This is a genomic window from Prosthecobacter dejongeii (assembly GCF_014203045.1).
GTDB lineage: Bacteria > Verrucomicrobiota > Verrucomicrobiia > Verrucomicrobiales > Verrucomicrobiaceae > Prosthecobacter > Prosthecobacter dejongeii.
The window spans coordinates 506,123-530,714 of sequence record NZ_JACHIF010000002.1 but is presented as its reverse complement, the minus strand read 5'-3'; the positions used below and the strand labels follow the sequence as shown (position 1 = coordinate 530,714).

The following is a 24,592-nucleotide window of genomic DNA, read 5'->3' as shown; positions in this document are numbered from 1 at the left end:
AGAAACGTTTCCAGATTTGGAAATCTTTCAAGACTTCATTTTTCACAAATTGGCGACTGAGGTACAGTCCCCTCTCCCTCCTCCACAACACCCGCGGTCGGCTCATGATGCAGCGGTTTCTTCAACACCTCAGTGCAGAGTTTATCCCCGTAGGATCGGGTATAGACCCTATGCAGATGCCATGCCTGGTTCATCTCCTCCGAGGGCGTTACCGGGGACCCTGCCTGCTGTGTCATCAGCAAAAAGCGCTTACACTCGAAAATCACGCGTTCCGCAAAGCGGTGGCTCCAGCCATTTTCACGTGCCAGTCGGTCAGCATATCCATACACAGCGTCATTGTCATTGAGCTGGAACCTTTTCAGCCTCTCCCAGAAGGCCTGAACTTCAGGCGTTCGTTGAATCGCGGTCATGCAATTGGATTACCTCTCGATCATGACAAAGCCCTGCCCTAGTGGCACAGAGAATTTTGAGAACCGTTTGGAACCAACTGCTTCTTCGAGAATCATCCCGAGATCACTCCATCAAATGAATTTACTTTTCCAAGTTCAGAATGCCTTCTAAATTTGGAAAATCATCCTTTTCCCCGGGCGCTTGTTAAAATGCCAGGGTCAGAGAGCTACACCTCATGAAATCCGTCATCGCCCTGCATCCTCGTCAGATCGAAATCCTCGATACCCCCACACCAAAACCAGGTCCTTATCAGGCCCTCGTCAAAACTGAGTGCGCCTGCCTGTGCAACCGGACGGACAGTGAACTGCTGCATGGGAATTTCCCGGGCATGGAGGACAAATTCCCTTTTGCCCTGGGTCATGAAAGCGTAGGCATTGTGGTCGCAGTGGGAGAAAAGGTGCGTCACTTCGCAGTCGGGGATCGCGCAGTTGGAGGCCTCTCTTTCGATCTTCAAATGGAAGGCGTGGATTCCGGTTGGGGAGGGTTTGGCGAATATACTTTGGCCAATGACCACGAGGCCATGGTAGCAGATGGCGTGGCCGAGGAAGCGCATGGCTGGTTTGAAGTCTATGAAATCCAAACCAAAGTAGATGCTGATATCCCTGCTGAAGAAGCTGTCCTACTCTGCACTTGGCGCGAGGTGCTCGGTGCTTTCCGCGACTTTCATCTCCAGCCGGGAGATGACGTGATCATCTATGGAGCAGGTCCCGTTGGCCTCAGCTTTGTCAAACTTGGCCGTCTCTTCGGTCTTGGCTGGATCGGCATTGTGGACCGGCATGCCGATAAGCAGGCCAAGGCTCTCGCTTTCGGTGCGGATGCCGTCTTTGCCCCCGGTGACAAAATTGAATGCCCCAAAAAACTGGATGCGGTGATTGATGCCGTAGGGCACCCCGATATCCTCCACGAGGGTCTTCCCCTGCTCCGCCGGGGCGGCTCACATTGTATCTACGGTGTGCTTTCGCACCCCATACTTCACATTGATAAATCCAAGGCTGATTTCAATTTCAATCTCCTGGTACACCAGTGGCCCACACGCCGCTACGAAAAGGAAAGCCAGCCCCAGATTTGCCAATGGATACGCGAGGGCAAGCTCACCTCCGCTGACTTCATCACCCACCGCTTCCCCTTGCATCAAATTGTAGAAGCCTTCGATGAAGTCGCCCGTCGCAAGGTGATCAAAGCCTTGATTGAATACCCCCAATCCTGAAATCAGCTAACCAACTTTAAATCACGAGGCTTGATTTCATCTTCTCCCCTTGAAGCAGGGCCTTGAAGCGTAGCTCATCACTCTCACGGGTGTCACTCACCAAGCAGTAGCGGTAGTCCCGCCAGTGTTGCAGTTCCGCTTCGGCATTTCGCATGCGTAGCTCGAAGGCTTCAGCACTTTCAGTATTTCGTCCGCTTAGCCTCTGGCGCAGCTCCTCCATGCTCGGTGGCATGACAAAGATATCCGTCAGGCAGCGCCCCACCAGCTCATCCTCACAACCGCGCACTTGGCCCGCGCCCTGCACATCGATGTCCATAAACACATCCACACCACGGCGCAGGTAATCATACACGTAACTTTTGAGCGTACCATACCAGCGGTTGTGAACACGGGCGTATTCAAAAAACTCCCCACGATCCACTCGGGCCAGAAAGTCTTCTTCCTGAAGAAAGAAGTAGTCTTTGCCATCCACCTCACCTGGACGAGGGGCACGGGTAGTGCAGGAGACCGAAAAAACAGCGTGGTCGCCATCGCACACTTTGCGGCAGAGTGTGGTTTTACCCGTGCCTGAAGGGCCAGAGACCACCACCAAGAGACCGAGACGAGGAGACGCGAGATTCATGCCCCAGCGTTTAGCGATGACAATGCATCCCTGCAACTGAAAGCACTATTCCTCACCATCATCCCCATCATCCACGAGGCCATCCGGCTCAGCTAACATTCGCTGGAAACGCAGTTGCAGCACCCGGCGTTGGTCCGCTTTGGTCGTCGTGACCTCATAACCTTCGATGATCACTTTCTCACCCACCTTCGGCAGTCGCCCCAGCAAATGGGTAACATACCCCCCGATGGTGGTGACATCTTCACTTTCGATATCGAGGCCAGCTTGATCCTTCAATTCGTAGAGATTAAGCGTGCCTTCGACGATGAACTCATCTTCATCCACCCGACGGAACTCACTATTTTCCTGATCAAATTCGTCTTGAATATCCCCGACGATCTCTTCCAAAACGTTGTCTAGAGTGACTACCCCGACGGTGCCGCCATACTCATCCACAGCGAGGGCGATATGGACGTGACGATCCAAGAAAAAGCGCAGAAGCTTATCAATAGGCATCATCTCTGGAACCATGGGCAGATCCCTTTTGATCTTGCGCAAATCCGCTGAGGGTTTGCCAATGAGAGCCAGCAGATCCTTGATGTGAATCAGGCCGATGCTGTGATCCAAATGTCCTTCCACCAGAGGGTAACGGGTGTGTTTGCAGTCCACAGCGACCTTAAGATTGGCTTCGAAGGAATCATCTGCATCCAGGGAGATGACTTGATTACGCGGCGTCATCACATCCCGCACACAGCGATCATTGAGAGCTAGGGCGTTGAGCAGAATGTCTTTCTCTGTCTCCGTGACCTCTTTGGCATTCTGGCTCTCTGCCACGATGTGACGGAGCTCTTCCTCCGAGTGGGCCAGCTCGCTTTCAGAAGCAGGTTCTAGACGGAACAAGGTCTTCAATAGCCAGTTAGCTGTGCCATTCAGCACCCAAATCGCCGGCTTGAAGAGAACGTAGAAGAAATGCAGTGGCGCGCTGATCACCAGCACCGTGGCCAGCGACTTGCGAATGGCCAAAGATTTAGGCGTCAACTCCCCCAACACGACGTGTAAGAAAGTCACCACACCAAAGCCAATACCTATAGAAACAGAAGAAATAACAGGGTCACTCGTCACGCCCAATTTCCACATCAGAGGCTGGATCACTCGCGCCACGTACGGCTCGCCGATCATCCCGAGCGCGATACTCGCGAGCGTAATGCCCAACTGGGTTGCCGAAAGATAGCCATCCAGATTCTTCAGCGCCTTGCGGGCTACCTTGGCACTGGCGTGCCCTTCATCCACAAGGGCATCAAGCTGTGTGCTGCGCACCTTCACGATCGCAAACTCTGCGGCCACAAAGAAGGCATTTAGCAGGACAAAAAATAGCACCAGTGCGGCAGACCATGCAATCTCACTCGGAGTCAGATTCCACTCATGCAAGACTTCATGCGGAGCACTGCTCATGGCGAGCAGGTGACGAATAAAAAAGAAATCGTTCATGAGAGAGCGCTGACGCAGAACGATGCAGCAAGATTAGAGCCGCTCGTAGTTACCATCGCAGCGTTTTTCCAGGATGGTAAAGCCTGCACTTTTTGCGTCCGATATGGACACAGGCTTAGTGACTTTGGGAGTAGAAAAGGCGCTGATCTGCTTTTTTACCGGTTTACGGCAAAGAGGGCAATGAGTCAGCGGGGCACGATCCATAGGGCGGCGTAAGTCAAAACCGCGCCTGCAAGAAGGACATCCCTCTTCTAGATTTTCCGCAATGTAGGAATACGTGGGCATAACATGAGTATCCACGCCTCCCTGGACTTGGTCCAGAGAGACTTTCCCTGGACCCTGAACTGGCGATTACCAGCTCGACTTAGTCACTCCAGGAATAAGACCAGCAAGGGCCATTTCACGGAAAGTCAGACGGGACATCTGGAAGCGGCGCATGAAAGCGCGACGACGACCGGAAACGCGGCAGCGATTGGTCAAGCGAGTCGGGCTGGCATCGCGGGGAAGCAGGGACAGGCCCACGTGATCACCATTCGCCTTCAACTCTGCACGGAGTTTAGCGTACTTACTGACGGTCTTCTGTTTGCGCTTCTCGCGCTCAAGCCAAGCTGTTTTTGCCATAGGGGCCGCGAAATTGCCTCAAGTGGAACACTAAGCAAGGAGAAATTTCATTTGTCAGTCAGACGGAACGTGGCAATCTGGTTTTCATGATCATTGGAATCCTTGTCGCCGTCGGCTTTCTTCTTCTAGGTGTGTTCGTTTTCACCTTCCTCCAGAAAGCTTAATCTTCGCCATCGCTGCGCGAAATGCCCTTGTAGAGCTCTGGAAAACGGCGCTCCAGGGCTTTCGGTGTAACATAGCCGATCAATTGCGCTTCGGACCAGTCAGCTAATCCCCAATAAGCGTGGGGGAGTGCTAGCAATACGGCTGTACAAGTGGGCATTTTAGGCACATGCGCGCGCGCCAGCAGGCGCTCGGCGAAATCATGGATACCTGGATTATGGCCGAAAAGCACAGCGTGCTTCCAGTTTTCATCCAACTCACGCACCACTTCGAGGATCCGAGAGGCCTCCGCCAAATAAAGGCGCGAATCTAATAGCAAGGTTTCTAACGGCATGCGCGAGATCTCCATCATGATTTTCGCCGTACCGAGAGCTCTAGCCGCCGTGCTCGAAACCAACCGATCTGGAGGGGGAATCAGGGGCGGAGTCTCACCACCTCCAAAATAGGTTCGATGCAAAAATGAGGCCATGGCAGGCGCGGCCCGCAGACCTCGCTCATTCAACGGACGATCGTGATCCGCCAGTCCGGCTTGGGCCCAACTGGATTTCGCATGGCGGACGAGGGTGAGATACTTCATTCGAATTCTTAGCATCCATCCCCTCGCATGAGGGGTGCCAAGTGTCAAACCGCAGGAGGGTAAGGGATGACCACAACGGCCACTCCAAGGTGATTTATCTCCTAGATCAAGACTGTCACCATCTGTCCAGCGGTCACACGTTCATCTGACTCCAGGCGCAGTAGCGCATTGGCCTGACTGAGGGCGAACAGGGCGTGACTTTGCTGCAAGCCCTGCACAGTAAATACCCCCTCTTTTAATACACCACGCAGATAATGCGGGCGATTGCCGTCATTGTGAAGATCCCCTGCCGAAATAGCTGAAATCTGAACGGGCGCTACCTCCGCAGCCCCCATCCAGCGTAGCATGGCAGGACGTACAAATAGCTGATAGGTCATGTAGCTGGAGACCGGATTTCCCGGCAGCCCGAAGATGAACTTACCCGCATGCTGGGCAAAAAGAAAGGGCTTGCCCGGCTTCACCTTTACCCGCCAGAGATCCGGCGTGATACCCAGCGCTAACAAAGCCGGTTTAATATGATCATGATCCCCTACGGAAACACCGCCACTCAGTAGAATGACATCGTGAGACTGCAAAAGCTGCCGCACAGTGCTCATCGTTGCTTCCAGGTCATCTGGGCAATGCACCGCAAGAGTGTCATGGATACCTTGCACGGCCAGCATCCCCTGGAGCATGAGGCCATTGCTATTATAAATCTGGCCCGCTGCCAGTGGCTGTCCTGCCGACACCAGTTCATCCCCCGTACTTAGCACCGCCACCCGTGGAGTTGCATGCACCCATACATTGTTCAGACCTTGGGAAGCCAGCACACCTAGTCGGCCCGGCGTCAGGCATTCCCCACGCCGCAGCAAGATCTGCCCTTCGCACAGATCCGCGCCGGCATGCCTTATATTTTCCCCTTGAGCCACGGATTCACGACAAAAAATCGCCTCCCCCTTCCGTTCCACATCTTCTTGCATGATCACGGCATCGGCCCCAGCTGGCATAGGTGCCCCAGTAAAAATGCGGATGGCTTGGCCCTGCCCACACTCTAGCCCCAGGTCTCTGCCCGCAGGCTGCTCACCGACGACGGAAATGGGAGAGCTAGGATCCGTGGTTTCCACAGCTCGCACGGCGTACCCGTCCATCATTGAATTATCAAACCCAGGCAGGGGCACCGTCGCCCGCAGCTCCACAGCAGCGTAGCGCCCCAGAGCATTCAGCAATGGCATTTCAATCTTCGGTCCTGGCGCGATGGCCGTCAGCACTCGCTCGCGCGCTTCAATCTCAGTAATCATTGGATAGGAGGCTCGAGTTCACCCACGGGCGCAGGATTGGCAGGAGGAGAGGCCGGCGGTGCTGATCCAGGCAATGAGGGCCCAGGCTCCAAAGGAGTCTGTGGAGAGGTCACTGAATCCAATGAAAAAGCTGGCAAAGTCGGCATGAGGGGCATCGGTGCCGCCCCCCCTGGCGGATTACCAGGAACAGGCGTAGGGACTACTGGCGCATCCAAAGGCCCATCTCCGCGGGTGCGACGGACCACCAAATTCATCACCTTGGGCTGACCAGACTCGATGTCAGCCGTCAGGTAGCGGCCTTTGCGTTCCTGGGTCAGCTTTAATTTAGCCTCCGTTCCGGCTGCATCCATGGCCACCAGCTCTGTTCCCGTACCGAGATTGGGCACGACGTCACAGCGGATGAGCACGTAATTTTGCTCAGGGTTCACCATTTCTACGATGCCTACCACGGTGGTTTTGGGACCTTGCGGCTCCGGCTTTTTTTTCTTCTTGAATAGCCCACAGCCTGGGAGCACCAGCGCTAGGACCAGGGGGAAAAGCACACATTTAATCGGCCACATGTTGCCATCCTAGAGCATCCTTCCCAGGAAAGCCAAGGATGTGGATGAGTTTCCCCAAAATCTGTTCGCCTCCCCCGCCACACACGCTAGCATCACAGCGTGAGTTATCAGGTATTCGCCCGCAAGTATCGCCCCAAAACCTTCGCCGATGTGCTCGGCCAGGAGCATGTCGTCCGCACCCTGCGCAATGCCATCGCGCAGAACCGTCTGGCTCATGCCTACCTCTTCGTCGGCCCGCGTGGCACGGGGAAGACTTCCACGGCACGCATTTTCGCCAAAGCCCTCAACTGCCCGAATGGGCCCAGCATTGAATTTGATCCCGAAGACGAGCTCTGCAAAGAAATCGCTGAAGGCCGGAGCCTAGATGTGCTGGAAATCGACGGTGCCAGCAACAATGGCGTGGATCAGGTGCGTGATTTGCGGGAAAGCGTCAAATACGCCCCCTCCCGCTGCCGCTATAAGATCTACTACATTGATGAGGTCCACATGCTCTCCACCGCCGCTTTCAATGCGCTGTTGAAGACCCTAGAAGAGCCGCCTGATCATGTAAAATTCATCTTCGCGACGACAGAGGCGAACAAGATCTTGCCCACCATCATCAGTCGCTGCCAGCGGTTTGATTTGCGCCGTATCCCAAACACCATCATTGCAAAGCATCTCCTCCACATCGCCACCCTGGAAAACGTGGATCTGGATGAGAAAGCAGCGTTTGCCATTGCTAAAGGGGCCGATGGCGGTATGCGCGATGCCCAGTCCATGCTGGATCAACTCGTGGCCTTCTGCGGCAATACCATCCGTGAAGTGGATGTGCTGGAAATCTTCGGCTTCACTGCTGTACAGTCCGTGGCAAAGATGGCGCAGCACATTTTGGATAGCGACACCGTCAGTGCCCTCCGCCTCGTTCATGACACCAGTGAGGCTGGCAAGGACCTCGGCCGCATGCTAGGAGATCTCATCCAGCATTTTCGCACGCTTTTGGTTAGCCAAGCTGACCCCGATGCTGCGGCCGAAGATCTGGAGCCTGACATCGCTGAACAAGTCAGCTACCAGGCCCAGATAGCCAGTACGGACCAGCTTCTGCGAATCGTCGATGGACTCGCCGAAGTGGATGCACGCATGCGCTGGGCGACCAATAAGCGTCTGCATTTCGAGCTGGGAGTCATCCAGGCTGTGCAGCATTATAACGAAGTCAGCATCAGCGACGTCATCGAAGCCCTAGAGGGCAACGGCACCGTCACCGTGCCCCGCCCTGCCCCGCGCCCACAGCCCGCGCCGCGCCGCGCCGCCCCGGTGGAGATCGCCCCCTCTCAGCCTCCCGAACCAGCCCCTTTGGCCAAGGCCCCCGAGCCCGCACCCGTCATCATCGAAGAGGCTCTCCCGCCCCTGGCTGCTGCACCTGCACCTGCACCTGCACCTGCACCTGCACCTGCACCAGTTCCTGAGCCCGAGCCACCTCCAGCCGCCGCACCGGAACCCGAGCCCCAACCTGCTCCTGCTCCTGCTCCTGCTCCTGCTCCTGAACCAGCACCGACTCCCAAACCGACCTCGGCGCCTATTGCAGCTCCTTCCCCGGCCCCTATAGCGCCTTCATTAACGAATGAAGAATTCCGCCTCGAACTCCTGGGGCGTGTCCAGCAAAAGCGCCCGCTCATCTCCTCGTGGCTAGAAGCCACAACCGTCATGTCCATGGCGCGCGGGACCATCAAACTTGGTTTTCCATCCAGCGAAAGCCACGCCAAAGAGAGCCTCGCCCGCGACAATCAGCGCACCTTCCTCGAAGGTCTTGCACAAGACATCCTTGGTACGCCAATGAAGTTTGAAATGATCGTGGACCCGAGTCTGAAACCACCACCGGCGGCAGAACTTTTCGGTGCGTTGGACCTGCCTGTAGCCACACCAGCCCCAGCCCCGAGTGCCCCCCCGCGCCCGGCTACAGCCCCTATACCCGTCGTGGAACGGCCAAGGGAGAAGGCTCCAGCCGCAGAAGCACCTGCTCCAGAAACAAATGAAGCAGCCACACCCGAAGATATCACTGCCGACTTTCAAAACGATCCGCTCATCAAGAGCGCCATCGAGAAATTCAAACTGAAGCTAGCAGGCACCACTGCACCCCAATCTTAATCCCTCAATCACTTTAACCCCCTACTATTTTTCCATGAACATCCAGAAAATGATGAAGCAGGTGCAGGACATGCAGAGCCAGATGCAAAAGTCTCAGGCTCAGCTCGCCACCAAATCCTTTGAATCCACTGTCGCAGGCGGCAAAATCATCGTCACAGCCAATGGTCACGGCGATATCCAAAGCATCAAGATCGCCAAAGAAGTGGTGGATCCCGAAGATGTGGACATGCTCCAAGACCTCCTCCTTTCCGCCGTCCAGCAGGTCCAGAAAAAAGTAAAGGACACTCAGGCGGCCGAAATGAGCAAAATGACGGGCGGCCTGGGCCTCCCTCCAGGACTCGGTTTTTAAAGATGCGATGTAGCCACCTGCGCTCTGAGCGCAGAGTGGCCACACATTTTGTTATTCCGTGGGTGGGGGTGACAGGATGTGTTCCATCTCACTCACCTGTTTCCTGCACTCTCATAGGCCACACGCCACAGGCAATCGCCCGTATCATCGCTGACCAGTAAGGCACCATCTTTGGCCACAGTTACCCCGACAGGTCGCCCCCAGACATCCCCGTCGGGCGTCACAAAACCCGTCAAAAAGTCCACGTACTCGCCTGTGGCTTTTCCTTCCTTAACTGGAATTTGCACCACCTTGTAACCCGTCCGACGGCTGCGGTTCCAGGAGCCATGCTCTGCCGCGAAGCCGTCTTGACGATACGCAGCAGGAAACTGTTTCCCATCGTAAAAAGTCATATCCAGAGACGCCGAATGAGCTTGTAAAATCACGTCTGGAGTCAGGACTTTTTCTTTCAATTCCGGCTTCGCCCCTTGATGTCGAGGATCCTGGTGACCGCCCATGTAATACCACGGCCAGCCATAGAAACCTCCCTCCTTCACCTTCGTGACGTAATCTGGCACCAGATTATCCCCAAGTTCATCTCGTTCATTGACGGAAGCCCACAATTCGCCGGTGACAGGATGGATCGCGAGCCCCACAGGATTCCGAATACCCCAGGCATACACACGTTTGTCCTGCCCCTCCGGACCCGTCTCAAAGATCCGCGCGCGCTCTTCCTCCTCCTTATTCCAGTCCACATTCGATTTAGAACCGATTGCGATAAAAAGCTTCTTTCCATCCTTGGAAAAGACAATGTCTCGCGTCCAGTGGCCCCCACCCGTCAGTTGACCTCCCTCTGAGAGTTCCACCAGCTTATCAGGCTTGCCTTCGGCCTCCGTCTGCCCGTTGCGGTAAGGCAACCTTACCACCGCATCCGTGTTACCGATGTAAAGGTGCGTGGGCTCCGGCCCCGGTGGATAAAAGGCAAGACCAAAGGGCTGGTTCAGCCCCACCGCAAACACCGTTTGTAGCTCCGGTTTCCCATCACCATCCGCATCCCGCAGGAGGGAGATCTGGCCCGCCTTGCTCTCCGCCACGAATATATCGCCATTCGGCGCTGTAACGATGACACGCGGCTTTTTCAATCCCGTCGCAAACTGAGTCACCGTGAAATTCGCCGGAGCCTTTGGCCAAGTCCCCTCAGGACGCTTCACTTCTTTGGGGCGATTTTTCGCCGATTCTTTCTCATTCGGCTCTGGCAAATCCCCCACCCGCAGATGCCTCCTCACCCCCGGGGCATCCGTCGTCCAGTCCCCCATCGCCGCATTGCCTGTGAGAAGTTTTGGAGGCCCCGGTTCAGCCAATGATGGCGTGGCTGCATCTTGCGCTGAAACACCATGAATGACAGCGAGAGAGCTGAAGCAAAGAAGCTGGATCGTTTTCATTGAGGATGATTCGAAAGCCAAGCCTCAATCGCGGGTATCGGGGTAGGCCTAACCACAAACAAGATGAAACTATGCACCGTTTGTTAGGCAGCTATAGAACACAAAACAAAGTGCTCATGTGAGCCACAAAAAAATGCTCCGTTCTTGATTCTACAAGCAACGGAGCGCATTTTTCAGTGGTGCCCAGGGAGGGATTCGAACCCACGACCAATTGGTTAAGAGCCAACTGCTCTACCACTGAGCTACCTGGGCAATAAAACTGACAACCACAAGGTGGTGCGCGGGGTGGGATTCGAACCCACGACCAATTGGTTAAAAGCCAACTGCTCTACCACTGAGCTACCCGCGCGAGTGGGGCGGATTACCTACCCTTTACTGCGACATGTGCAAGCTTGAATTTGCCTCCAAATGGACTTTTTCTACCAAATCCCACAAATCGCGCTCAGGCCGAGAGATCCAGACAGGTTTCCAGCCATTTGCCACAGCTCCTTGGATGTCGCAGCGCTCATCATCACCCACATGCCAGCGGGTCACTTCCGCTGCATTCATGAGGCGTTTGGCCGTGTCAAAGATACGTGGGTGAGGTTTGGAGACACCAACTTCACTGGAGAGGATGATGTGATCAAAATATCCATCTAGCCCATGCCCTTTCAGCACGCCTCTCAAACGACGATCAAAGTTCGAGAGAACACAAAGGCGATGATCCTGAGCGAGCTTGTCCAAAACTGGCTTTACATCCTCATAAACGGACCAGGCCTCCGGTAGAGAAAAATGCATGTAGAGAGCCTCGAACAAAGGCTCCAAAGTGGCTTCAGGTAGAGGTACTCGAAGTGCTTCGGTAAAAACTTGGTTGACCAATTCATGCCACCAGGAACGGTCGTCATCAGCAGCACATTGCCCTTCAGGCCATTCTTTCGCAGGCAGGCTTCCCCAGACGTTGCGAAAGGCCTGCTTGAGAGCAGCCTCTTCCACGTGCACCCCATGCTCGCGTGCAAAGGCCGCATAGGTCTGCCCCACAGGCTCGCATACCTGAATGAGCGTGCCGGCGGCATCGAAGGAGATCACGGAATGAGACATGGTAAAAAGAAGTCGTGAAAGTTGGACACAAAAAACCCGCGCAGAACCTGCGCGGGTTTTTCAGAAAAGACTCAGTCCGTGGGGACTGGACAAAATTACTCAGCCGCAGCAGCGGTTTCCTCAACGGCAGGCGCAGCCACTTCAGCTACAGGAGCTACCACTTCAGCCACAGGTGCGGCTTCAACCTTGGCTGCAGCAGCTTTGGTAGGGGCTTTGTCTTTCTTCGGCGCGCTTGCCTTCTTCACCGTTTTCTTGGCGGCTTTTGGCTCACGGACGATGGACTTGCGGCTCAGGCCGGACTTCGCAAGAGCTTTCTTGCGAGCGACATAGAGTTTACGACGGCGACGTTTGACGATTTTGTTAAGTTGCTGGCCCATGGTGGCAGGTATTGTGATGCTAAAAGCGGGGCGGAGAGTGACACTATCGCGGGTGGAATCAAGCCCGAATGTCAATCGAACCGCCCATATCTGCCACCAAAGGCTCTTTAAGGCTGCGGTTTGGCCTCATCTTTGACCGTTGGCAGCTTCTCAGGTGTGCTGGGCTCCGTTTTTGTCGCAGCAGCTTGCTGAGTGGGTGGTACCCGGAAAAGCTTGCCGCTGTAAGGATCTTTGACCGCTTCTCCAGCGGCCATGCCGGTGACATCCACCAACTGTTGCTTTTCTGCAAAAGGACTGGTCACCATGCCTGGGCGCCCAGCCACAGGAGTGCCGTAGGGCAGTGTTTCCATGGAAAGCTTAGGGGCATCAGCCACCTTGGGTTCCGTCTTTTGTGTCGCGGCTTCCAAAGGAATCTTCGGTGCCACCACGACTGGTGCCTCCGTCACGACGCGGGAAGGCTGAGAACGACGAGGGGACTGGGCCCGCGGCTTTGCTCGGTAAACGCGTGGTTGCTCTGCGAGATAACGATTTCGCGAACTTTCGGGCCGATAAGGCACCTGCACCTGATGAACGGGCTGAAAAGGGCGGCCATTCGGGTTCAAATAGCGGCTGGGGGCCACCTGAGGTTGATATTCCCTGTCCCAGTAAGTCAGCAGGCCATCTCGCTGAATGATGCGCCAAGCATCCCGTGGAGGAAGTTCACAACTGGTCATCGCGGTGAGGAGCATGCCCATGGCCGCTAGATGAATGACGTTAGAACGAAGCTTGGAAACCGTTTTCATGGCATTTCGAGAGATTCGATGCACACCGCTGCAATGCACATCGCACGTACAATGGTCCATAAACAGGCCCTGGAGCAAGCACGAACTCCGCAGAACTGCGGGTTAAGAAACTCGATTTCATCCTTGCAGCCACGGCCGGCGTTCTTTTTTAATTCAGCCTGTGTCAGACCTCCCCCCCAGCCCCCGGCAACTTTTTCACCTCCTCGATACCGGACGCATCACGCAGGAGCAATTCCGTGAATCCATGGCGCAACATGCCCGTGAGGTCATTGTGGAGATGGAGGAAGATCACCTGAACCCAGCCGTCGCTTTCATCGAACAAATGCTCTGCCGCCGTGCTGCGGCCAAGCTGCTGAAGCAGCACGAAGAGACTCTGATCCGTGAGGTTTTACTCGCCCTGTCAGACTTATCAGATTTCCCCCCGGGCCGCTGGCTGTGGAATGCAGGTCACCCTCACATCCCTCTGCATGCCTTCTTTCGCAGCAAGCGTGATCCTGTCTTCCGCATCAGCACTTTGCAGGCAGATCCTCAAGTGGTGACCGTGGTGGTGGAATATGGACTCAGGGGCCAGCCCCAAACTCAAAAAGAAGAATTTCGCCTGCGCCGGGATCGTCGCAACCAACTGGGCCTAGAACGGCGGCGGCTGGTGTGAACTTGAGGCTTGGAAACGGGTTTGAAAGGTTGCTCAGCGCTTAATCCTCGAAAAAAGGGCAGATTCCCATGCGGAAACCTGCCCTTATTAAAACGGTGGTCCAAACAGATCAGCGGCCTACACGGCAATCACCAAAGCAAATGCCGATGCTGCGTCCCGCACGGATGATTTCACTGTCTGGCTGCACGAGGCGGAGCTGATTCACCGCCTCTTGGATGCTCACATCTCCCACTTGGTAATGCTGATAGCTCACCATGCGGCCAAATTTACCTTCTTCGATCAAGTGAACCGCTTTGGCACCAAAACGCACACCCAAGATGCGGTCGAGCGCCGTGGGTGCACCTCCGCGCTGGAGATGCCCGAGTGTGCAGGCACGGGTTTCTTTCCCGGTCATGGCTTCAATCTTTTTCGCGACGTAATCGCCAATACCACCCAGACGATCTTCGCCTTTGCCCCCGACGTTTTCTTTCTTTAAAAGCTCACCTGTTTCCATGCGAGCACCTTCGGCCACCACCACGAGGGTGCTGTGCAGACCGCGTGCATCTCGCTGGCGGATGGCATCGGCCACGTGCTCCATTTGGAAAGGAATCTCTGGCAGCAGGATCACATCGGCCCCGCCAGACATCCCGCCGTAGAGGGCGATCCAGCCCGCATGACGTCCCATCACTTCCAGCACGATCACGCGCTTGTGGCTTTCAGCCGTGGTATGCAGGCGGTCCAGCGCATCCACCACGGAGTGACATGCGGAATCAAACCCAAAGGTCATCGCCGTGGCTTGGATGTCATTGTCAATGGTCTTCGGCACACCGATGACGGGCACATCCATTTCAAAGAGCTGCTGGGCTGTGGTGAGTGAGCCGTCTCCGCCCACGACAATGAGCGCGCCGATCTCAAGATGACGCAGAGTAGCTTTGGCCTTTTCGACGATTTCACGAGGCACTTCAGCGACGTTTCCTTCGCCCACTTTGGCGACGAAGTGACCTTTATTGGTAGTGCCCAAAATAGTTCCACCGAGTTTCATGATGCCCACCGTGCGGCTGGGGTCCAGCATCATGTAGTCACCAGGAGGCAAAAGACCTTCAAAACCATCACGAAAACCCACGACTTCCCAGCCAAGGGTGTGTGCTGCGCCGACGACGCCGTGGATGACCGCATTGAGACCGGGGCAATCGCCGCCGCTATTCAAGATACCGATTCGCATGATTCGTAGGGTTGGGGTTAGGATCGAAATTACGTTTACCCTGCCTCCACTGGGCAGGCCAAATGGACGACTGACTAAAAGTGATTCAGCAACTGGCGCTTGTCCGTGATGGGGCGACCTGCGGCTAACCAACGATCATACGCGGCCCAGCTTTGCTGGAGTAATGCGTGAGCTTCTGCCGCAGCATTCGCGGATCCTACCACTGTCACGACCATACGATGGCGGTAAATCAGGCTTGATCCATCGGGTTGCTTAGTCACTGAAGCAGGGCGTTCAGCCGTTACGACGATGCAACTTCCCGAACGCTGGGTGGCCGTGTATTTGATGCCATCAATGTTACTCACACCAAGCAATTCATTGGTATTGTTTAATGGCAGGCTGACCTGACCACTAGCACGGTAAACGGTGATGTCTCGCGTGCGTTGATTGGTGTAGAAACGTAGTGCTGGGCGGGAGATGGCATACAGCCCGAGACGGGTCATGTCAGCAGCCGTGGAGTAAGGCATCGTGCGGGTGTTCTCAAACCCATGGGGGTTCGTAAAGCGGGTGTTTCGAGCGCCTTCACGCACCGCGAGCTGATTCATCTGACGTACAAACTCATTCAGCGGGTCGCCTGCACGTTGCAGACGCTGAAGATGGTCACGGCCGACAAAATCGCCCAGGGTGATTGCAGCCATATCATCCGCCGTCATCATCGTGGCATAAAGGAGATCTCGCAGGGTCAAACGATCTCCAGGCTGCAAGCCCAAAGTATTGCTACCTGCGACCTGAGGTGCGTACGCAGGCACCGTTGCCAGGATGTTCACCCCCACTTTTGAAGCTTCAGCCCAATCCAGAGTCACCATCGCCGTAGCGATTTTGGCCAAGCCGCCTACAGGGCGTTTGTCATTGGCCTGACTGGCCACATGCACCTTGCGGTTAAAACTATCTGCCGCGAGCACGGCGGCCTGAGCCGAGGCCGAAACCGGCATCAGGACGGCCATTACCGCCCCGAGGGAAAGGGTGACAAAAACGCACTTCGAAAAGCTGCTGAAACGGGGAGAACACTGCATAGGGCACCCTTTCATTAGCACCTCATCGCCCTGGGGCAACCAGGGATTCCACTCCCCGCCCAGGTCACGGCACACTCACCGTCATCAGCGGCAGTCCCGGTGCAAAGGTCACACTCGCCCCCGTCGTCAGCGCATCATTCTCAGTCCCCCCATCCACCGTCACCTTCTGGCCAAAGTTGATCGCAAAGTTCGCCCCTGCTCCCCCCAGCAAAAACGTATCCGTCCCTGCCCCGCCCTTCAGCATCACCGCCCCTCGGTAGTTCGATGCACCCGCCGAATTCACCTGCTCCAGGCTGAACAAATCGTTCCCAGCCCCCAGGCTTGCCGTGAAAGCTTTGTTTACGACCGAATTGTTGATGGTCAGCGTCTCCACCCCGGCTCCCCCCATCACGGTCAGCGTATTGTCAAAAATGGCGCTATTGATGCGAATGCTTCCCGTCTGCCCCGCAAGCGTCGGTGTGCTCAGCTTCACCGCCCCACCAATGTGCAGCGTCCCGACCGTAAAACAGTCAATCGTGATATTGGAGGCAGCCGACAAAGAAGCCGTGCTCAAATTCACCGCACCCGAGATCGTCCCCATCATTTCCAGGCTCACAAACGCTCCCCCTTTGAGAGTGACCGCCCCATTGATCGTGGAGGCAGTGCTTGTCCCGCCAATAAAAACCGACGTCCCTCCCAGCCCCCCTCCATTTGTCAGTGTCAGGCTGCCGTTGCTCACCAGACGAAAATTGCCGCTGATGGTTAGGTTTGTGTCCCCTGCACCGCAGGTCAGGTTCGCCCCGCCGCCCAAGAACATCCCGTTGAGGGCAAAAATACGCGCGCTGCCATCCCCCACGCCCGCCGCCAGCGTCACTTTGCCGCCAATGAACACCTCGCTGGCGTTCACATCCAAATCACGGTTTGCTCCAGATCCAGAGACCATCACGGTTCCTCCCACATAGAGCGAGTTCAGCGGGGTCAGCTCGGCATCCCCACCTCCCGTGCCCACAGAAATGCTCACCGCACCGCCCACCCGCAGATGGCTTCCGTTAAAGTCCACATCATCCGTCCCGCTGCCGCTCGTCCATTGCAGCGTCTTCGCCACCAGGAAATCCGTCACCGTGCTGAGCAGGGTATTGTTCCCACTGCCTGCCGCTAAGGACAGCGCCCCCACATCCACACGGCTGCCCGCAAACAGCACCGACTCATTTCCCGTAACATCCGTCAGCTTCAGCGCACCGCTGATCAACACCCCAGCATTGGCAAACCCAAAGCTCAAAACATCATCCCCTGCCCCGCCGACAAACGTGAAGTTGCCTAAAATGGCGAGGTCATCCCCGTCCGAGTTCGCCAGCCGCACTTCATCATCCCCGCCACCTCCATCGATCGTCAGTCCCAGCCCAAAATTCAGCCGATCTGCCGTGCCCGTGACATCATCTGCCCCACCACCCAGCTTGATCGTTGCTATACCACCCACCGTGGCAAAATTCCCACTAAAGATCACCCCATCTCCGCCCTCTCCCCCGGTGTAACTGAAGGCCCCGCCAATGTTGCTGTCCGTCATGGTAAAACCATTGGTCCCGTTCCCCAGATTGATGCTCACCGCCTTCGCGAAAAACGCATTATTCAGCGTCACCGCATCATCCCCAGCACCCAGGTTTGCCGTCAGGCCCGCTGTCACGCCCGAGATGATCTGAGGCGTATTAAAATTCAGCCCGCCGATGCGCAACTGCACGCCCGCATCCGGTGTCAGCCGGTAAGTCCCATCTGACAGTCCCTCGATGGTCACCCGCTCATCCCCATCCAGCCCTGGTACCGTTCCCAGCACCAGTGTCCCCCCAGCATTCACCGAGACCGCAATCACTCCCGCAGGAGCCAAGCGGGGTTCAAGCTGCTCAAGCACAGAGTTATAGGAAGCATTCATGAGGTCATCAGGTGAGTGTTAAAAAAGTGTCTAATCATGACACCCTTTGAATGACCCGAAGTTACACCAGCGAATGGGTTTTGAAGAAGAATGTATTGCTTGGCCTCAATGAGGCCTATCGCATTTTGCACGAATGCCTAACAAAAAGCATTCCTACGCGACCGCTGTATCTCTACATGGAGTGATTTTGCTCCTGCCACTCACGCAACTGGCGTAGCTGCTGTTTATTCGGCTTGGTCACCATCTCATGGGCATGGGGTGTCTCCAGTTCTTTTTGGCGACGCAGTTCAGCCGCTTTTTGGATCCACTCGATAGGTGTTTGGTTATCGTAGAATTCCGGCACCTGTGAAGCGCTGAGACGCCGGGGGGCAAATGCCAGAACCCGTAGGCGCAGGCGTAAATCTCCGCGCACCACTTCGAGCACATCTCCCACATGCAAATCACGCGCCGGCTTCACGGGATGTCCGTCGAAAGTCACTTGGCCTTTCGTGCAGGCTGCTGTGGCAAGACTGCGCGTCTTGAAAATGCGCACATGGTGCAGCCATTTATCTGTCCGCTGAGTCTGTCCGGCCTCACTCATGCCTTCTTCACAAGTCGCGCCGCAAAGGCTCCATCAGTCTGCTCCTTCGGCGGGAAAATGAGACGGCTCTCGATCATTTCGAGTTCTGGATGGGCTTCCAGGATGGCCTTGATCACCCCCTGGTTCTCCTCTGGATCAATGCTGCATGTGCTGTAAACCAGTGAACCACCCGGCTTTAAAAAGCGCAGTGCGGACGCCACGATGCGACGCTGAGTTTCTGCCAGCACGGCAAATTCCTCTTCCTGCAAACGCCAGCGCACATCAATGCGGCGACGCATCACGCCGGAATTTGAGCAAGGCACGTCCAGCAGGATACGATCAAACAAAACATCTCCAAAAGGAGGTGGGGCATCCCCCAAAAGATCAAATGCATGCACCTGGGCGATGCGTACCTTGAGCCGAGTGAGGTTTTCACGCAATCTCGTCAACCGTACGGGTGAGGAATCACAAGCAAAAATACGTCCTTCATTGCACATGATCTCAGCCAGTAAAGCCGTCTTGCCGCCGGGGGCAGCGCAGGCATCCAGCACCATTTCACCTGGCTTGGGTGCTAGCATGCGCGGGGCATGGGCCGTGCTGGGATCTTGGGCATAGCAAAGTCCATGCTTCAGTGCTTCACGAGGGGCCGTTTCACACTGGTAAAATCCTTCCCCAACGTCCGTCAGTTCAGGCATCTTGGCCAGCCGTTCTGCGGCCTCTTCGTTCAGAGCATTCAGCCGCACGTAGGTGTGTGGCGGCTCTTGGTTCCACTGGCAGAGCGCTTCCGCCTTGGCCTTACCCATGATCTTGATCCAGCGCCGCACCATGAACTCAGGGTGGGAGTAGCGCACAGCCAAGGGCTGCGCCTCCACCATGGCATGCAACTTCGCCTCTTCACGGCCAGCGCGGCGCAGCACCGCATTCACCAGCGCACCAGAGCGGCCCGCAGCGGCCACAGTTTCATTCACGGCAGCATGAGAGGGAACGCCGAGCAAAAGAAGCTGGCACAGTCCGATGCGTAGCAGCCAACGAGTGCGATGGTCTAAATGCTTACCGTCGGTGAGTTGATCCGCCCAAAAATCCAACAAGCTGATATTCCGCAGCGTGGTGAAGACGATGTCATGCAGAAAGGCCGCATTCGGCGGAGAAAGGACAGCACGGCGCACGCGTTCGTCGAGAAGCTCGGTCGCGAAACGCCCAGATTTTTGCCAATCAGTAAGGACATCCAGCGCATGGTTACGAACGCTGGTCGAAGGGGAAGATGAATGAGAGGTTTTCAGCGGAGTCAGAGGGAAAAGATCAATCGAGTCAACGGTCACAGAGAGAGCATTCTAGCCACGCTCAGCCACCACACCACGGCCAATACCACGATATTGGAAGCCAAAATCACGAACCGCGGCAGGATCTAGCAGATTGCGTCCGTCAAATATCAAGGGCGTGTGCATGGCCTCACGCAGGGCAGCCAGGTCCACCGAGGCGAATTCAGGCCACTCGGTAGCGATCACCAGGACCTCGGCGCCCTGCGCAGCCTCCAGCGCGCTGGCGGACAGTTGAATTTTCGAAGCAAAAGGCAGCTCACGGGCCTTTTCCATCGCTTTCGGATCATAGGCACTCACCAAGGCACCTTCGGCTACCAGGCGTTCGACCAAAGTCACCGCGACTGAGCAGCGCACATCATCCGTGTTGGGTTTGAAGCTCAGTCCCCAAACCGCGATCTTTTTATCCTTCAGCACCCAGAGGGCTTCACGAATAGCATCTAAAAAACGGTCAATTTGCCGATTATTGATGCTCTGTACTTCTTTGAGAAGATTGAAAGGGAGGCCCAACTGTTCGCTGATGGCGATAAAAGCGGCGATGTCTTTAGGGAAACAAGAGCCACCGTACCCCAGTCCCGCATTGAGGAAACTGCGCCCGATGCGCTTGTCCGCACCGATGCCCTCGGCGACTTTCAAAACATCCGCCCCGCTGATCTCACAGATTTCTGCCAGAGCATTGATGTAGCTGATTTTGAGGGCCAGGAAGCTATTGGCCGCGTGCTTGATCAACTCCGCGCTGTTGATATCCGTCACCAGCACTGGGGCCATGAAAGGCTCATAGATCTTCTGCATGAGCGCCAGTGCCCGATCACTATTGCCACCGATGACGATGCGGTCTGGCTTCATGAGATCTGCAACAGCGCTGCCTTCTCGAAGAAATTCGGGGTTGCTCACCACGTCGAATTCCACCCCAGGCTTGGCATGGCGACGGATGGTGTGTGCCACCCTTTCCCCCGTTTTGACAGGCACCGTGCTTTTATCCACAATCACACGATAGCTCGTCAGGTACTGCGCGATCTCCCGCGCCACCTTCTCCATGAAGCTCAGGTCCACACTTCCATCCGCCTGCGGCGGAGTCGGTACAGCGATGAAAAGCACCTCGCCATGATCCACGCCTTCTTCCGTCGAGGAGGTAAAGCGCAGCCGCTTGGCCGAGACATTCTTCTTCACCAGTGCCTCCAGCCCGGGTTCGAAGATGGGGATCTCACCGGCAAGCAGGGAGGCCACCTTGGCCTCGTCATTGTCCACACACACCACGTGGTGCCCCGCTTCGGCAAAGCAGGCCCCTGTGGTAAGTCCGACGTAACCGGAACCGATGATGGTAAGCTTCATGTGTAAAGGTGGGAGTCGTCGCAGAGGCTGCAGCCCGCAGCCCCAGGGCCCCGAAACTGCCATTCCTGCCCTGACGGCTTTGCACACTGTGCCCTTGGGGCCTTCACTCTCAAGGTCAAACTGCTCTACTGGTTGCCGCCGCGACCCGAAGGATTTGGATCGATGTCCAGCGGGATGCTGAGCTGAGGAAAATCCTTCAGGGTCAAAGAAAACAAGATACCAAAGTCCGAAAGACCATCCCGGTTATCTCGCACCATGGCACCGACGGAAGCCACCCAACTGGAGAGATCACGCGTCACGCTGTAGCTTTGAAACTCCATGGTGCCGTCGTCCATTTCAAAAATGTGGTTCATGGAGAAGCCCCAATTGTCTGTCAGGCGGGCGTAGATGCGGGAGAACACCAAGCTGGAATCTGCAAAGAACGGGCTATCACTCACATACTGGTGGCCCAGGGTGAGCTGCATGTTCCGAGCGGGCATGAACGTGACGCCTTGGTTCAGTTCAGAGAAGCTGCCCTCACCACTCTCCAGCGGAATTTGGGCATCCATCCAGAAATTGACCCACGGCACAGGGCGCCAGAAGAGTTCATTGTAGAGGTTGGACATGCTGCGATCAAACTCAGGATCTTTCATGAACACGTCCACATAGGTATTCAAACCCGCCCATGTGTAAGTCTGTGTGTCTTCAGTCGAGGCAGAGTAAAAGTTTCCGTTGTTGGTGGAGGTGTAGTCACGCTTTGTCTGCAAAAGATTCCGCATCCCGATGCGGGCGATGTTCCAAGAGCGCAGGTCATCCACAGCAGTGTAGAGCGGCACATCCAGCGAACGCGGACGTGTCGTCGGCGACAGGCGATCAATGGATGGGAATCCCTCTGGCTGGGAGGCATCTAGATAGGAGACATTCACATAAGGCTGCAACACATGGCGCAAGCCATCCAGGCCCCACTCAGGCTTGGAAAAATCGTTCCAGGTCTTCGTCAGCTTGAAAGAGACATCCAGCCCAGCGTGGAAAATGGCCTTGGTTTCGTCAGACATTTCTGGCGAAGCACCATCAATATTCGAGTAGTGAGTGAGACCACCGCCAATGCGTGGCACGACATTCAACCAGCCGAAGAAAGTCTTCGGATAAAGCAACTCCTGGTAAGTGTGAACACGGGCGAAACCCGCGCCTTCAAGCTGAGCAGCAAACAGGTCAATACCCCGGCTCAGATCCGCTGCGCTCAAAGGTGAGTTGGCATCTAGCCCCAGTAAAGACTGGTAACGGCGGAAATTGTCTGGGCTCATTGTGGCACCGCCATTGAGTTCGATCCGCCCATCACGCACGAGGTTGGCAAAATCGCGCTCTTCTTCATCGCCGAGTTCATCCTTGAGAATCCCTGCGCTGAAAGTTCCCTGATGATAAATCCCCGTATTCCACAGCGGACGGCGGGTCCAGTCGATGGCCAATTCCGGCAGCCTTGTACCAACGGTGTAAAAATCGTTTGCCTGAAAACGGGTCATCAGGGTGGCGACATAAGAAGGGTCCGTGTGGACGAGGGAGACCTGATTGTCCGGCTCCGGAGTCTCGCGGAAGTCATTGAAAAAGAAGTCTTCGTAGAAATGCGCATCTGAGACTTTGTTGATGTCGAAATCCAGGTACCAAGTGCTCTTCTCCGGACCCGGCAAATAAATGCGATGCTGGAAATTGATCCGGTAGCGATCTTCACCCACGGGGCCGCGAGTCTCCCCGGTGCGATTATTTCCAGGGTCCGAATCACGCAGGTAATACAACTTCAGGTTGCCAAAGTTTTTGCGGTTGTCCTTGTGACGCAGAGAAAGGAAATCTGCCCCAACACCCACACCGCGAGAGGAACGAAGGTCCAAGCGATATTTAGCCAGGGTGTGGTCTCCATGGATGACGCCATATTGAGCCAACAAAAAAGCTCCCCAGCGGCTTTGGAAACCCGGAGTGAAACGGTACCCCACTTCTTCAGCCAAAGGCTGAGAAATATACGGGAAGTAGAACACGGGTGTGTCACCAGCGATGACGGTGACATTCCGCATCACCACACGATCCCCAGGATAAATGGTGATCTTGCGGGCACGAAGGCGGAAGTTCGGGTTCTGAATATCGTGAGTGGTGAAGTAGGTATCTCCCCCTTCCAGCTTCTGGATCAGCTTCGTTTCCGTCTCAAACTTATCCGTTTCATAAAAGAAGGTGCCCATTTCCATCGGCATGGAGCTGCGCACGCCATCGCCACTGAGTTCGCCAGAGTTAGCGTTATAGATGATGTTTTCACCGCGATAAGTCGTCCCAGCCTTCCAGATCACCACGCCATCACGCGCAATGATTTCACCCGTAGTGGCATTGTAACTGGCTGTGCCACAACGGATTTCGACGTCTGTGTAACTGATTCGGACATCGCCCTTGGCCGTAGCCAGCCCGGTTTCAGGGTCATAGGTGGTATCTAGGCCCTCGATGTTAAGATTGCTCGTCAGAGAGTCGAGCAGAGCCTGGGCTCGTAAGCCAGGAGCGACCATCAGAGCTGCAAAGCCGAGAACGACGCACAGTCGGGAGAATGTCATGATGCCAGAGAGATTGGGAGAAACAGCCAGGAACAACAAAAATCGGAAGAGTCAAACCCAGCAGGAGCATTCAATAGGCCACCGCCTCATGAGTGACAAGAAAAAGCAGGGGAAAAATCCCATCTGGGAGAATCATTCCTCCCCTGCCCCTCCCTGGCGTACAGCGCAGATGCCGCGCTTACTCGGCATCGCAACAAAGTCCAGCAAACGCTGAGCTGCCACAGGCCATTCCTGCTGACGGGCGGTGGCGACGGCCTGCGAAAGATTTTCGCCAGATAAGAATAGGCATTTGAACATCTCTTTGATGGCCGCCCGCTGCTCTGAACTGAAACCTTGACGGCGCAATCCGATCACATTCAATCCCATGAGCCGATTGATCCGGTGCGCGGCGCAAAAGTGGGGAATGTCTTTCCCAAAACTGCCATTGCCCTGGATGACACAGTAGTCGCCGATACGAATGAACTGGTGAAACACGGCCCCACCTCCGATGAAGGTATTGCTCCCCACCGTGATGTGCCCAGCGAGCAGGCAGGCATTCGCCAAGATATTTTTGTCTCCTAACACCACGTCGTGAGCCAAGTGTGCTCCCGCCATCAGAAAATTGCCATCTCCTAGACGAGTGAATCCACCCGCCTTACTGGCACGGTGAATGGTCACATGCTCCCGGATGACGTTGCCCACGCCCAGGATGACCCCGGTTTCCGTTTCGGGTTTGAACCCCAGGTCTTGAGGATCTCCACCGATGATTGCAGCACGGCCGATGACCGTTTTGGCCCCCATTTCCACCCGGCCTACAATCTGAGCATGCGCCTCAATCCGGCAGTTTGGGCCAATTTTGGCCGGGCCATCCACAATCACATAGGGGCCGATGTCCGCAGTTGGGTCAATTTCAGCAGCAGGGTGGATCAGCGCAGTCGGGTGGATCATGGGTTTAGCAATGGCA

Annotated in this window: 24 protein-coding genes and 2 tRNA genes; 4 read left to right on the top strand and 22 right to left on the bottom strand. The window is 55.7% G+C overall.

What is annotated here, in order from left to right; translation table 11 throughout:
• Positions 1–35: 35 nt before the first annotated feature.
• On the bottom strand, positions 36–410 hold the full coding sequence (locus tag HNQ64_RS07420) for a glycine-rich domain-containing protein (protein ID WP_184207032.1): 375 nt from the start codon (positions 408–410) through the stop codon (positions 36–38).
• A 215-nt stretch (positions 411–625) separates the two neighbouring features.
• Between HNQ64_RS07420 and HNQ64_RS07415 the strand changes: the two genes are divergently transcribed.
• Entirely contained in the window at positions 626–1,657 is a 1,032-nt protein-coding gene (locus HNQ64_RS07415) for a zinc-dependent alcohol dehydrogenase (protein ID WP_184207030.1), read from the top strand.
• 16 nt (positions 1,658–1,673) lie between these two features.
• Here HNQ64_RS07415 and gmk read toward each other — a convergent pair whose 3' ends face one another.
• The 7 genes from gmk to HNQ64_RS07380 all read right to left on the bottom strand — a co-directional run bounded on the left by gmk (position 1,674) and on the right by HNQ64_RS07380 (position 6,925).
• A complete protein-coding gene (gene gmk, locus HNQ64_RS07410; RefSeq protein WP_184207029.1) occupies positions 1,674–2,279 on the bottom strand; it encodes a guanylate kinase in 606 nt (201 codons plus the stop codon).
• Between the two features lie 45 nt (positions 2,280–2,324).
• Positions 2,325–3,746, bottom strand: coding sequence for a hemolysin family protein (locus tag HNQ64_RS07405; protein ID WP_184207027.1), 1,422 nt, complete (start codon positions 3,744–3,746; stop codon positions 2,325–2,327).
• Between the two features lie 33 nt (positions 3,747–3,779).
• Positions 3,780–4,031: an FmdB family zinc ribbon protein gene (locus tag HNQ64_RS07400; protein WP_184207025.1), complete on the bottom strand. Its 252-nt coding sequence runs from the start codon at positions 4,029–4,031 to the stop codon at positions 3,780–3,782.
• Positions 4,032–4,097: 66 nt separating this feature from the next.
• Complete coding sequence (rpsN, locus tag HNQ64_RS07395) at positions 4,098–4,367, bottom strand: 30S ribosomal protein S14 (protein ID WP_184207023.1); 270 nt, start codon at positions 4,365–4,367, stop codon at positions 4,098–4,100.
• Positions 4,368–4,527: 160 nt separating this feature from the next.
• A complete protein-coding gene (locus HNQ64_RS07390) occupies positions 4,528–5,106 on the bottom strand; it encodes a SixA phosphatase family protein (protein ID WP_184207021.1) in 579 nt (192 codons plus the stop codon).
• Between the two features lie 101 nt (positions 5,107–5,207).
• Positions 5,208–6,383: a molybdopterin molybdotransferase MoeA gene (locus tag HNQ64_RS07385; RefSeq protein ID WP_184207019.1), complete on the bottom strand. Its 1,176-nt coding sequence runs from the start codon at positions 6,381–6,383 to the stop codon at positions 5,208–5,210.
• The gene (locus HNQ64_RS07380) at positions 6,380–6,925 is read right to left on the bottom strand and encodes a hypothetical protein (protein ID WP_184207017.1); all 546 of its coding nucleotides are present in this window, start codon (positions 6,923–6,925) and stop codon (positions 6,380–6,382) included. Before HNQ64_RS07380 ends, HNQ64_RS07385 begins: the two co-directional genes overlap by 4 nt.
• Before the next feature lie 117 nt (positions 6,926–7,042).
• Between HNQ64_RS07380 and dnaX the strand changes: the two genes are divergently transcribed.
• Both dnaX and HNQ64_RS07370 read left to right on the top strand, forming a co-directional pair.
• Positions 7,043–9,064, top strand: coding sequence for a DNA polymerase III subunit gamma/tau (dnaX, locus tag HNQ64_RS23785; RefSeq protein WP_221305367.1), 2,022 nt, complete (start codon positions 7,043–7,045; stop codon positions 9,062–9,064).
• Between the two features lie 34 nt (positions 9,065–9,098).
• Positions 9,099–9,413, top strand: a complete 315-nt coding sequence (locus HNQ64_RS07370; RefSeq protein WP_184207016.1) for a YbaB/EbfC family nucleoid-associated protein — start codon at positions 9,099–9,101, stop codon at positions 9,411–9,413.
• Between the two features lie 92 nt (positions 9,414–9,505).
• Here the strand turns inward: HNQ64_RS07370 and HNQ64_RS07365 are convergent, their stop codons facing one another.
• From HNQ64_RS07365 to HNQ64_RS07340, 6 genes are all read right to left on the bottom strand, one after another.
• Positions 9,506–10,834 (bottom strand): PQQ-dependent sugar dehydrogenase, encoded by a 1,329-nt coding sequence (locus tag HNQ64_RS07365; protein ID WP_184207014.1) that lies wholly within the window; start codon positions 10,832–10,834, stop codon positions 9,506–9,508.
• Positions 10,835–11,011: 177 nt separating this feature from the next.
• A tRNA-Lys gene (locus HNQ64_RS07360) sits at positions 11,012–11,086 on the bottom strand.
• Between the two features lie 22 nt (positions 11,087–11,108).
• Positions 11,109–11,183 (bottom strand) — tRNA-Lys (locus tag HNQ64_RS07355).
• A gap of 23 nt (positions 11,184–11,206) precedes the next feature.
• Positions 11,207–11,911 (bottom strand): HAD-IA family hydrolase, encoded by a 705-nt coding sequence (locus HNQ64_RS07350; RefSeq protein WP_184207013.1) that lies wholly within the window; start codon positions 11,909–11,911, stop codon positions 11,207–11,209.
• Positions 11,912–12,006: 95 nt separating this feature from the next.
• Positions 12,007–12,288 (bottom strand): hypothetical protein, encoded by a 282-nt coding sequence (locus tag HNQ64_RS07345; protein WP_221305366.1) that lies wholly within the window; start codon positions 12,286–12,288, stop codon positions 12,007–12,009.
• 107 nt (positions 12,289–12,395) lie between these two features.
• Positions 12,396–13,070, bottom strand: coding sequence for a hypothetical protein (locus HNQ64_RS07340; RefSeq protein WP_184207009.1), 675 nt, complete (start codon positions 13,068–13,070; stop codon positions 12,396–12,398).
• Positions 13,071–13,230: 160 nt separating this feature from the next.
• Here HNQ64_RS07340 and HNQ64_RS07335 point away from each other — a divergent pair, with 160 nt between their 5' ends.
• Entirely contained in the window at positions 13,231–13,722 is a 492-nt protein-coding gene (locus tag HNQ64_RS07335) for a hypothetical protein (protein WP_184207007.1), read from the top strand.
• Positions 13,723–13,831: 109 nt separating this feature from the next.
• Here the strand turns inward: HNQ64_RS07335 and HNQ64_RS07330 are convergent, their stop codons facing one another.
• The 8 genes from HNQ64_RS07330 to lpxA form a co-directional block, all read right to left on the bottom strand.
• Positions 13,832–14,923, bottom strand: coding sequence for a 6-phosphofructokinase (locus HNQ64_RS07330; RefSeq protein WP_184207005.1), 1,092 nt, complete (start codon positions 14,921–14,923; stop codon positions 13,832–13,834).
• Between the two features lie 74 nt (positions 14,924–14,997).
• Positions 14,998–15,975 (bottom strand): D-alanyl-D-alanine carboxypeptidase family protein, encoded by a 978-nt coding sequence (locus HNQ64_RS07325; RefSeq protein WP_184207003.1) that lies wholly within the window; start codon positions 15,973–15,975, stop codon positions 14,998–15,000.
• 64 nt (positions 15,976–16,039) lie between these two features.
• Positions 16,040–17,878 carry a beta strand repeat-containing protein gene (locus HNQ64_RS07320; RefSeq protein ID WP_184207001.1) on the bottom strand — a complete coding sequence of 613 codons (1,839 nt, stop codon included), beginning with the start codon at positions 17,876–17,878 and terminating at the stop codon, positions 16,040–16,042.
• Positions 17,879–18,050: 172 nt separating this feature from the next.
• Positions 18,051–18,458: an RNA-binding S4 domain-containing protein gene (locus tag HNQ64_RS07315; RefSeq protein WP_184206999.1), complete on the bottom strand. Its 408-nt coding sequence runs from the start codon at positions 18,456–18,458 to the stop codon at positions 18,051–18,053.
• Positions 18,455–19,756: a 16S rRNA (cytosine(967)-C(5))-methyltransferase RsmB gene (gene rsmB / locus HNQ64_RS07310; protein WP_184206997.1), complete on the bottom strand. Its 1,302-nt coding sequence runs from the start codon at positions 19,754–19,756 to the stop codon at positions 18,455–18,457. Before rsmB ends, HNQ64_RS07315 begins: the two co-directional genes overlap by 4 nt.
• Before the next feature lie 12 nt (positions 19,757–19,768).
• Positions 19,769–21,085 carry a UDP-glucose dehydrogenase family protein gene (locus HNQ64_RS07305; protein ID WP_184206995.1) on the bottom strand — a complete coding sequence of 439 codons (1,317 nt, stop codon included), beginning with the start codon at positions 21,083–21,085 and terminating at the stop codon, positions 19,769–19,771.
• Between the two features lie 125 nt (positions 21,086–21,210).
• Complete coding sequence (locus HNQ64_RS07300) at positions 21,211–23,649, bottom strand: LPS-assembly protein LptD (RefSeq protein ID WP_184206993.1); 2,439 nt, start codon at positions 23,647–23,649, stop codon at positions 21,211–21,213.
• A 132-nt stretch (positions 23,650–23,781) separates the two neighbouring features.
• Positions 23,782–24,576: an acyl-ACP--UDP-N-acetylglucosamine O-acyltransferase gene (gene lpxA, locus HNQ64_RS07295; RefSeq protein ID WP_184206985.1), complete on the bottom strand. Its 795-nt coding sequence runs from the start codon at positions 24,574–24,576 to the stop codon at positions 23,782–23,784.
• Positions 24,577–24,592 lie beyond the last annotated feature (16 nt).